Consider the following 10,801-nt stretch of genomic DNA (forward strand, 5'->3'; position numbering starts at 1 on the left):
GGTGGGCGACCGGGAACAGGCCCAGGCGATCGAGGCCGGCGACGCTGTGGAACTGCTTTTGCGGGTTATGCCCAAAGAGGCGCGTCCGGAGCTGTTGAGCACGATCCGCCAGAAGTCCGCGCGTGGTCGGCAGATCGCCAGCATGTTCCGCAGTCCTGGCCGTGATCTGAGCCAGACCGAGGACGAGCAGAAGAAAGCCGATATCGCCCGGGCGCGTGAAGCCATCGACATGAAGCGCAAGGACGGCACGATCCGACTTGTGGGGGGCGACCATGACCAGGTCGTTGAGCAGATCGCTGACCTGTATCTTCGACGTCGCGACATGCTGACGCAGGCCGGATCGGAGCGGGGTATCACCATGTCCGCGCCGACAAACGAAGACGTCATGGATCTCAGCCGTGCCGTTCGCGACCGGCTGCGCAAGCGCGGCGAGATCGGGCAAGCGGAAATCGTCAAGGCCGCCATCGATCAGCGTGGCGTCACTTATGAGCTGCCTCTTGCTGTTGGCGACCGGGTTCGGTTGTTTGCGAAAACCAGCGTCCGGATGGAGACCGCGCATGGGCGCCGTTGGCGTGATCTGGGTTCGAATGGCGACTTCACGACCGTCAAGGGGTGGTCCGATGAGGGGCTGGTGTTACAGAATGCGAAGGGCCGGGAAGGGCTGGTGCCCTGGACCCGGCTGGCCGACCCGAAGACCGGACGCGTCCGTCTGGGCTTTGGTCACGCCATGACGGTCGATGCGGCGCAGGGTATGACGTCCGATGAGCATATCAACGCCATGCCGCGTGGATCCTCGGCCATGACAGGTTTTACCTCTTATGTTGCCGAAAGCCGGCATGTTCATCGCTGCTGGACGGCCGTGTCGGAAGGATCTCTTCGTGAGGCCGAGACGTTTTCGCGGGCTTTGGGTGATATCCGGCCGGTAACGGTCAACGATCTGTATGACCGTCTGGCATCTGACATGGGGCGACATCCCTACAAGTCGCTGGCCGTCGATCTGGCAAAAGCCCGTCTTGCGCACGAAGAAGCCAATACGCGCTGGATCCGGCAGAACCACGTCAACGAGCGGACCCGGCAGAAAGGGCAGTCACCGGGCGGCCAGGTACGTCGTCAGGTTGAGGAAGCCCCGATCCGGGATGTGCCGCGCGCGCAGTGGGATGATGTCAGTCGCAAGCTGCGCAAGGCCGGCTATGCCGCTCAGGACGCTCTGAATGCAGCGCGGCGGGTTGAAGATCTGCAGGAACGTAGGAGGACGCAACAGGCCGAAGACCGGCTGCAGCGGGCTCGCGCCGCCGCACAGGCAGAAGAGCGGGAGCGCGATCGCACGCGGGTCCGTGGCGCAGGACGAGGGATGTAGCTTGGAAAACAGAGGCGGCTGAGGAGATGCCGCCTCAATAGTAATAGCTCCCTTTCCGAGGTGTGCTTAAAAGCATATTTCTCGGCCTCCCTCCTGCGATATCGGGATGATTCTCGGGCATTTGACGATTATTATATCCACGGAATTGTTCGTTTGTTAGCAACTGGCAGCCAGATACTGAAAATAAAACACATAAGATGCTGAAAAATAAAAAGTATTTTGGGATATTCACTACCTAACTCCCTCAGATTTTTGGTGACTATAGATACAGGCATTACCTTTCTCAAAATCCAGAAAAACATCGTTGTTCCAAAGAAAGGTATCGTTGAGATAGGCAGCAAACATACCTTGCTTAGCATACAGTGTTAAGGATTTCGCCGGTTTTGGCAGTCCATCTTGTACGGAGAGCATTATGTTTTTGCCAGCTACAACAGGCGCTAGATGTCTTCCTTGGGGAGTTGATACGATTGCGCTGGGTCTACCAGGCGAGTTAAAAGGAGAAATAAATGTTACAGGGACAGGCTCTATATTCCTTAACCCTGCGTTTTGATAGTCAACATGGTCCCCCGTGTCTAAAGCAATGGGTATCGGACCTGAATTGTCGATTGCCCCGGTGATAATTGGGATTGCAGTGCCGCCAGCAAGATTACTTGAGATCAATAGTCTTTTGGTGCACCGAACAATCGGTGAAGGATTAAATTCGATACTTCTATTTGAAATAATGATGGTGGGGAGTAGCCTTAGAGAATTTAACCCTAAAATGATATTAGATACTTTTTGATCTACTATAAACAAATTATTGTAAAAAACGTATTTTCCTATGTTTATACTCTTAATCTGAATTAAACGTGATGTGATTTTGTTACCTATGACGTCCATAGAGTATATATTTCCTAGTGTTTTATATTCAATATTATTTAAATAATTATCCGGGACGTGTCCAAAAAATGTCCCTGTGTCTATTTGGGCTGTATAGAGCTTATTACTGATAGATATTGGGATATGTTTCTCAGCCGCTTTTTCTTTCTCCAGATATGGGATACGGTCTGATCCGCTTCCAGCGATTGAGGGGTCAGATATCTCAGACGGATTAGCTGTGAATTCGACTGGGATTAAATGCCAGAAATGCTGAATGTCACCACCTGCAACACTCGAAAGCGATCGAAACGGACCAGTCCTAAGGGTTTCGGTATATGTTGCCCAATCGTGAATCCGGCCAGATCTCAGTAAATCTCCGTTTATAAATTCCCAGTTGACGAGGTCTGCTAAGCTGAAGGAGCCATCATTGACGGTTGTAGGGAACTCACTGGCATTTCGCGACCTCAGTCCGTTAGTGAGGCGATCTTGCGACTTTTTCGCTAATTGTTTGATATAATCGTTTTTCTCGTTTTTGATGATATCGTCTAATACGATATAATTTCCGTGCATCATAATATCTTCAATATGCTTGGGAAGCTGGATGTCAAAATCATCATGTCCTGTTGATCGAGATGAAATTAAGAAACTCTGTAGAAAATCGTTAGGCTGGTATTTGTTTTCTGTATCGGCGGCGATAGTGGTTATTGGAAGAAAAGAAATAAAGTACACGATTATAATTGATATGTTTCTTTTAATATTATACATATACAAGTTCCTCTATGTTTCTGATAAGTGCGATGTAATAATTAATATATAAACACTATAAGGGATATGATGTCTAAATCGAGCATATCTCTTCCTCTGAACATTTTATGTCTCCTAGGTTTATAACTAAATCTGCATGAGCGATTGTAGCCGGTCTATGCGCTATTATAACTCGCGTGGCGTTGATTTTTCGTAGTGCATCCGCCACCGTGGCTTCAGTTGCTTCATCTAAATGACTAGTTGCCTCGTCTAGAAATAATATCTGTGGCGTACGATAAAGGGATCTGGCGAGCAAAATCCGTTGTTTTTGTCCTCCAGACAGGGTGGAGCCCATATCACCTACCAAGGCTTCATAACGCATTGGCATTCGTTGAATATCGTCATGAATCGCTGCCCGTTTGGCGCATTCCACTATTAGAACTTGGTTTGGGTTATCAGAAAATCCACAGATGTTTTCTGCTATAGAACCTGAAAATAGACCATCATCTTGTAAAACGCCTGAAATCATAGATCGATAGGCGTCTAATGTAAGGGTGCGAATATCTATACCATCTACAAATATCTCCCCCTCTTCAGGTTTTTGGAGACCCATCAGAACTTTTAGAAGAGTAGTTTTTCCACATCCCGAGGGTCCTATAATCGCAGTACTTTGACCTGCTGGGATATCAAAAGATAAACGGCGAAAAATCCAGGGTCCGTCAGTGCTGTAGCGAGCGGAGAGATTTCGCACCTTCAGGCCAGCTCGACTGCTTTCCGATAGATGCGTGGTATCAGCCATTACTCCTTGTGGTTCCGGCTCTGTCATAACGATATCTGAGAGGCGATCGGTCTGGATGCTAAGCATTCGTACTTTGAAACCGGTATTGATTAGATTGCTAACCCGGCCTGCAAACTGATCTTTGTAAGAGAGAAACGCTACAAGCATGCCCACGGACATATGACCGCGCATAACCATGCTGGCCCCTAGTGCTAACATGATCAGACGGTCGGCGGTAAAAATCATGTCTGCAAGGCGACCGAAAACTAGATCAAATCTTTGCAGTCGGAGCCGAATATTCATAGAGTCGATAACGTTATTTAACCACGCTGTTTGACGACGTTCTCTTAGATTCAGAAGCTTAACGGTTGCCATGTTGCGCAGGGTTTCGATGAAATGTGTCTGGCCTTTAGCGTCTTGAATTACGGCCTCTTCGGAGGTGCGACGATACGTGCCATAGGTGAAAAGGCGTAATAAAATATCTAGACTTATGGCGATGCACGCTATCGCGCCCAGCCAACCACCGTACAAAAATAACATCACTCCCATTCCTATAGCCATAATGCCATCGAGAAGTGATTGAACCAGGTCCGTTGTCAGAGTGCGTTGTATGGTCGCCAGAGAGCCGAAGCGCGAAATTACGTCTCCGATATGACGACGACTGAAATACTCTAGAGGTAGGCGAGAAAGATGCTCGAAAAGTGAGCCGTTCCATTTCAACGAGACACGACTTGCAAACATAACTACTGCCCAGCTACGCACACTTGCTATGATCATTTGCAATAATATAAGGATGATCATGGAACATATTACGGTTATAAGAAGATCATGATCACCGGTAACTAATACCTCGTCGATTATAACCTGACTAACCATAGGGGAAATTAGAGCTATTATTTCTAGCCCTAAAGATAGAAAGAAGAGGTATGTTAAAGCTGGTCTCAAACCCCTGACATGATGAAACATTTCGCTAAGTTTTAATGTATTCCGTTCATCCTTCTTTTCGAAACGTTCGCTAGGTGAGGCCTCGAGTGCAACGCCGGTAAACTCTTTGGACAGTTCGGCTTTTCCGACGACACGTCTCCCACGTGCCGGGTCATGGATAGTAACCTGTTTTTCACTATGCTCTACTAGTACAATAAAGTGGTTCATACTCCAATGAAGCACGCAGGGCAGAATTAATTTGTCGAGTTCTTCAATTTCTAATCGGACGGCGCGACTGGTAAGACCGACATGGCTAGCGGTCCGTACCAAATCTTGCAAAGTAGCCCCTCGAGACGATGACCCCTGTTGCCGCCGGAAGGTCGCGATATCTATGGGATGACCGTAGTAGCCCATAATCATGGCGAGGCAGGCGAGACCGCATTCAGCGGCTTCAGATTGAAGGATGACTGGGACTTTACGGCCAAAGCCGAACTGGAGATCATGTAACATTTGGGTTCTGCTTACCGAGGGCCAATGGTAGTGGTCTTGAGCGTGGTGTGGACGCTGATCACTGGATCGAGCAACCATTCCCAGAGACGGCGACGATCGGTTGCGATATCGGCGGAAACTGTCATTCCCGCTTCGAGGGGGCGTTGTCGCCCGTAGGTTACTACATATGAGTGATCGGGCTCTACCCTGATCCGATAGATGTCTTGGGTCGGAGAGTTGTTCTGGGCTCCTGTTATTTCGGCATTTCGGTTATCCTGCGCGTTATTGCTTGCAAGGGGAGCGTGAGTAATTTCTGCAATATGACCATGATGTAGCCCGAATTTTTGATACGGGAAGGCATCATAACGCAGAAGTACAGGCTCATTCTCTTTCAGGAATCCGATTGAGGCGCTGTTAATATAGAGCTCAATCTGAAGACTTCCGTCGGTAGGAAGTAGCGTTACAAGGGGCGTGCCTGCAGTGACCTGTTCTCCAAGATAACTACGGACACCCGTCAAGATTCCATCTTCCGGAGCGAAAACGATAGTACTGCGGCGACCCTCGTTTTCAGCAGTTTGCTGGTCTATTGCGGCGATCTGTCTGTCCAAGTCATTTAGATCATGCGTATACTCTGCATCAAATCGTGCGAGTTTTGATGCTAGATCTGCAATCTTGCTTTCCGTATCGGTACGAGACTGCAAAGCTTGCGAATGCGCGCTGAAAAGCTGGGCATATGTGTAAAGTTGGCTTTGAAATTGCGCCTCTCCAATAAGGTGACTTTGCTCCGCACCCTGCATTTTAGCTAAAGCTCTCTGTACCAGAGGCAGTACATTTTCATCACTGGAAAGTTGAGTGGAAATCAGTTCGCGTTGGCGTGTTAGAAATTGGACTTGGTTCAACAGCGCTTGATGCTCGATAGGCGCGGATTTTTCTCGCAGGCTGCGTTGCTTTTGAAGAAGTGTCTTCTGACGGAGAAGATCTCCGAGAATCTGTTTCTGCGTCGGTCCGGTAAGAGATGTTGCTTCTAAGTCCTCAGTGAAAAGCAAATCACCTTTCTGAACGCGTTGACCTTCTCTGGCATGAATCATCGAAATGGTGCCAGGCTGTGTGGCTCCTAGTGTCAGAAGACCGCTTTTGGGCATTACCTGCCCGGTGGCGTGCACTCGGCGGGTGTATGTACCAAATATCAGAAGAAGCATTGCGCCAAGAGCGAGAACTGCACAACTCCAAGCAACGATCCGTACTGGGAGGGGCTGGCTGATTTGAACGCGCCCAAGCCATGTATCGCGACGAGCCTCTAAAGCCTCTTGGCGAAAAAGTAAGCTCACGGGATCGTTTCCCTACCCGGCAGTCCACACAAACTGACCCATTTCGATGAGGTATCGCTTTGTGACTGCGAGTAATCTGTCAACTGCTAGCGCTGGATCAATATTCATCGTTTCTACAATTTCAATATAATCGGCATTATTTCTCAAATTGATGTGGGCTCTATCAGGAGGCTCGACCCACACCGTCATGTTCGCCTGCATCAAAACAAGAAGATCGCTGTAAAGATTCAGCCTTGCACCAAAACTAACGAGGTGATCGGTCCTGTATCTGAGTAGCTTTAGATAGCTATTGACCGAGTTTCTCACCAAAGCATTAGTCTGGCTCTTACTCGGTAGAGCGGGTCCTTCTGCACGGATGCGAAGCGATTCATTTTTAAGCGATAGAAATAAATTTTTATCTCCGAAGCATAATTGCATATCTGAGAATGCCGACAACAAGTATGAATAACCTGAAACGCGCTCTTTTTCAAATATCAGTGAGATATTATTTATCCCAATAGTCATATATTGAAATAAATTCCCGTCGCGAACTGTCTGTGTTCGCGAGATGTGATCATTGTTATTTAGTATAATAACGAAGTCGATATCCGATAAATCAGTATGATCCCCGCGTGCGAAAGACCCAAACAACCCGCAGAAAACCACATTATTATATTTTTCTGAGCAAAATAAAAAAATTTCTCTAGTTATATTTTCCTTGCAAGGACTTTCTGATCCCACCTGCTCTCTGAGGTCATTTGGTAAGAGGTGGCGATCAATCACATTTCATTCCCTGCTTGTTGGGTGTGCTACTCACTTAAAGTCCTTGTATCGGGATGTTTCAAGAGTAACGAACCCGTGTCACATAAAGTTCATGAACAAAGAATGTGTCCAGAACTTTTGTCGGACGGTAGCAGGACCGTACTTTCAAGACTTTAGCAAAAAAGTTCTTTTTTCAGATAGATACCTCATGGCCTCACCCCTGTCTGTCCTTCGGATCATAATATTGAACTGACATGAGTGCTCATACATTTGGCGAGTGACTGAAGTTTTATTGTTGCGGCACGTTACATAGAGTGCCAACGTGATGACGTTCCGGCTTTCACAGTCGAAACACAGTGAAATACAATACCTTTAGAGATTGGATTTGACACATGAAGACTCTGACACAATCTGACCTGAAGTATGTAGTTGGTGGCAACTCTGCACCACCCGTTGTTGGTGGTGGTAGCGTTACGTACACCGATCCTAATACAGGAATTTCGGTTACCGCTGGAGGTTCTTTGAATTCAAACGGTGGGGCTCAGGGCGGCGGTCAGGTTACTATCCCGTGGGGTGGCGGTCAGACATCTGGCGGTGGTTTGAGTGGTAACGTGGGCGCTGGAAATGAGTCACAAAATGCTCCAGCAGAACCAACCACTGGCGTTGATGGCCCTTATGCTGCTCCGTCCGACGACGATCGCAACGGGGTTGATGCTTATGGTCGGCCGTTACAGCCAGCTAGATCATAATTATTATTTGTAATATTACGATATATCTAACTATATCGGTTTTATAATTAGATATATCGATCCAATTAACACTGTTAATTAGGTAAAGAAATATGAGAAATATTACAGACACTGAGTTATGCTCTGTAAGTGGCGGAACCGATTCCTATCCTTTGCCTCCGGTTGTAATACCGAGCGGTTCAGGGATCCCCCCAGCTAACCCTGAACCAACCATCCCTGGACCAACCATCCCTGAACCAACTGCTGGGGATCCTACCGGCATATCTAATCCGACTGATCCAGATGGCGTTGACGCTTACGGGCGCCCTTTAATACCTGCAAGATCCTGAGTCTTCGATAAAAGATGACGAGAAACCATGCCTTTCAATGCGCAGAGGCATGGCTTTTTTTAGGCCCAGGACTCGTAGCCAGAACATGATGGTTGAGCCTACGCAAATTGCTGAGAAGAAGACGGCCGGGCATTTGTCATAGCTTGTTGTAACACTCCGCCAGTCCTTGAGTCTTCCAACATGATCTCGATGCGATTTCTGCGTTTATATTTTCTTTTATCGTATTTGATTGGTTGTCCGCGAGATTTCGGTATTTGAGTGCATGGCTTTACCCCTTTCTCCTCCAGGACGTCTCTGCACCAGTCGACGTCATATCCGCAATTTCCGAGCAGCCATTGTGCTGCAGGAAGATTGTCCAGCAAAGCATCGGCACCAGTATCATCGCTGATCTGCCCCCGCAGTCATGAAAAAGCTCATTGGTCTTCCGTTCTGATCGGGGGCCGCATGCAGCTGGGTATCCATACCGCCTCTGGTGCGACCGATCAGGCGGCCGGTGACGGTCAGCAGTCTGTATGACCGTCTGGCGTCGGACATGGGACGTCATCCCTACAAGTCCCTGGCCGTCGATCTGGCAAAAGCCCGTCTTGCGCACGAAGAAGCCAATACGCGCTGGATCCGGCAGAACCACGTCAATGAGCAGACCCGGCAGAAGGGGCAGTCACCGGGCGGTCAGGTGCGTCGTCAGGTTGAGGAAGCCCCGATCCGGGATGTCCCGCGCGCGCAGTGGGACGATGTCAGTCGCAAGCTGCGCAAGGCCGGCTATGCCGCTCAGGACGCCCTGAATGCAGCGCGGCGGGTTGAAGATCTGCAGGAACGTAGGAGGACGCAACAGGCCGAAGACCGGCTGCAGCGGGCTCGCGCCGCCGCACAGGCAGAAGAGCGGGAGCGCGATCGCACGCGGGTTCGTAGCACAGGACGGGGGATGTAGCTTCGAAGATGCAGGCGGCACGGGACATGCCGCCTCAGGTCCTATGCGAGTTCTTTGCCACGCGCATAAAGATTCAGGGCATGCGTGACTGCCTCGACGGCCGCCCGCTCATCCAGTCCAAGCGCCGTCTCGAATGCCACCAGCTCGGTCAGGAGTGCTCGGTCAAGATCCGGATGAAGTGATTCCGTCGTGCGGGGCAACTGCGCGGACGGAGGAACGAGGGTCTCAAACAGCTTTGCAAAAGGTTTGTCTTCTGCCGAAGTCTCGTCCGGAAAAAGAAGGTTTAGGAGTTCCTGGGCGTCCTGCAGGGGCGTGCCTTCCGTGTTCAGAACGACGCCGAGCCGCTGATACAGATCTCCCAGAACTCCGTTCAGCGGCCGGAGATCAGCTTTTTCAATCCGATCGCGCCCTTCCTGAAGACGCCGAGCCACGTCATCCGCTTCTGTGGCCGGTTCCTCCGAGACCGGGGGTTCAAGAGCGGGAGCCGCTGAAACTGTGGGGAACACCCTGTTCACGCCCTCTGGCTTGATGCCTGCATAGAACAGTCGCGTGTAGATGCGCTTTCCTCGGAAGAGAATGATGGCCTGCCCCTGTCGTAGGTTCTGCACATCGCTCCAGGAGATTCGCTTCACGTCCCGGATGTCTGCCCGCTGCTGGTCCGCATAGACCCCCAGAGGGTTGGAACTGTCGAAGCCGGGGAGAACGCTGACAGGCATCGTTCCACCTGACTGTTCGATCCACTCCCGGGTTGGACCAGAGTCTTCGATATTTTCAAAGATCTTCAGCTTGGGATTGCCGAGAAGCGGAACGGTCAAATCCTTACCGAGCGTGGCGTAGAGGGTGCCCACTTCCTGAAACGAGATCAGCAGGGAAATGTTCAGCTCGCGACCCAACGCCATCATGGCGTCGATCCCGCGTGTCGCGAACTGACCGACTTCGTCCAGAACCAGAGGATAGGGCACCGTCGAGGACGACGCGCGATTTACGACGCGGTCCTCATAGTCGCCCTCAATCGAGGTGCCGAGTGCCGCCGCAAGCGCGTAACGAAGCGCCGTGATGACGGCCTTGCCAAGGGCGGCGTTCGTATCCGGGTGGTTTTCGAGCGAGGGGAGAAGAACGACCAGGATGCGCCGATTGAAGATGACGTCCCGGAAGTCCACATCACCGATATTGCACCGGAAGATATGCCCCAGCGTGGAACTCATCTGGGTAAAGGTTTTGCCGAAGCCACCCACCACATAGGAATGCTGCTCGCGAACCTTATGCTGGTCTCCCACGCTTTTGGTGTTCGAAAAGCCACCCGTCTCCGTCACGTAGTCGCGGACCGGGTTCAGCAGGGTCCGGTCAAATTCTGGCGGAAGCTCGACTGTTCGCGTCTCGGCTGCATCCGCATCATAGTAGGTGAAGATCTGACCCTGGTAGAGATCGCGCAGTTTCACGATGTCAGAGAACATCGTGCGGATCGTCTCGGACATGATCGGAATGCCAAGGTTGTCCCGGACCCAGACGAAGACATAGGACATGCCGCGAATAAGCGCTTCGGCCCTGTCGCGGAAATGCGCGGAGTTACCCCCTC

At 50.4% G+C, this 10,801-nt stretch carries 7 protein-coding genes and 2 pseudogenes; 3 read left to right on the top strand and 6 right to left on the bottom strand.

Annotation, left to right across the window (positions count from 1 at the left end; all coding sequences use genetic code 11):
• Positions 1–1,357, top strand: a pseudogene (locus tag R5H23_RS15570) (conjugal transfer protein TraA); the annotation flags it as partial.
• 231 nt (positions 1,358–1,588) lie between these two features.
• On the opposite strand, the gene R5H23_RS15575 reads toward R5H23_RS15570, so the two are convergent.
• From R5H23_RS15575 to R5H23_RS15590, 4 genes are all read right to left on the bottom strand, one after another.
• Entirely contained in the window at positions 1,589–2,980 is a 1,392-nt protein-coding gene (locus R5H23_RS15575) for a hypothetical protein (protein ID WP_317215977.1), read from the bottom strand.
• A gap of 73 nt (positions 2,981–3,053) precedes the next feature.
• A complete protein-coding gene (locus R5H23_RS15580) occupies positions 3,054–5,171 on the bottom strand; it encodes a peptidase domain-containing ABC transporter (protein ID WP_317215978.1) in 2,118 nt (705 codons plus the stop codon).
• 11 nt (positions 5,172–5,182) lie between these two features.
• The gene (locus tag R5H23_RS15585) at positions 5,183–6,478 is read right to left on the bottom strand and encodes an HlyD family efflux transporter periplasmic adaptor subunit (RefSeq protein WP_317215979.1); all 1,296 of its coding nucleotides are present in this window, start codon (positions 6,476–6,478) and stop codon (positions 5,183–5,185) included.
• 12 nt (positions 6,479–6,490) lie between these two features.
• The gene (locus R5H23_RS15590) at positions 6,491–7,240 is read right to left on the bottom strand and encodes a nucleotidyltransferase domain-containing protein (protein ID WP_148621350.1); all 750 of its coding nucleotides are present in this window, start codon (positions 7,238–7,240) and stop codon (positions 6,491–6,493) included.
• A 371-nt stretch (positions 7,241–7,611) separates the two neighbouring features.
• Between R5H23_RS15590 and R5H23_RS15595 the strand changes: the two genes are divergently transcribed.
• Positions 7,612–7,968, top strand: a complete 357-nt coding sequence (locus tag R5H23_RS15595) for a hypothetical protein (protein ID WP_148621351.1) — start codon at positions 7,612–7,614, stop codon at positions 7,966–7,968.
• A 404-nt stretch (positions 7,969–8,372) separates the two neighbouring features.
• On the opposite strand, the pseudogene R5H23_RS15600 reads toward R5H23_RS15595, so the two are convergent.
• Positions 8,373–8,789: pseudogene (locus R5H23_RS15600) on the bottom strand (IS5 family transposase); the annotation flags it as partial.
• Between the two features lies 1 nt (position 8,790).
• Between R5H23_RS15600 and R5H23_RS15605 the strand changes: the two are divergent.
• Positions 8,791–9,225 (top strand): hypothetical protein, encoded by a 435-nt coding sequence (locus tag R5H23_RS15605; RefSeq protein WP_233453591.1) that lies wholly within the window; start codon positions 8,791–8,793, stop codon positions 9,223–9,225.
• A gap of 41 nt (positions 9,226–9,266) precedes the next feature.
• Here R5H23_RS15605 and R5H23_RS15610 read toward each other — a convergent pair.
• Positions 9,267–10,801 (bottom strand): type IV secretion protein DotL (locus tag R5H23_RS15610; RefSeq protein ID WP_317215980.1); only part of this gene is annotated, 1,535 nt, incomplete at its 5' end.

This window comes from Gluconobacter sp. GP1 (genome assembly GCF_032913585.1).
GTDB classification, from domain to species: domain Bacteria; phylum Pseudomonadota; class Alphaproteobacteria; order Acetobacterales; family Acetobacteraceae; genus Gluconobacter; species Gluconobacter cerinus.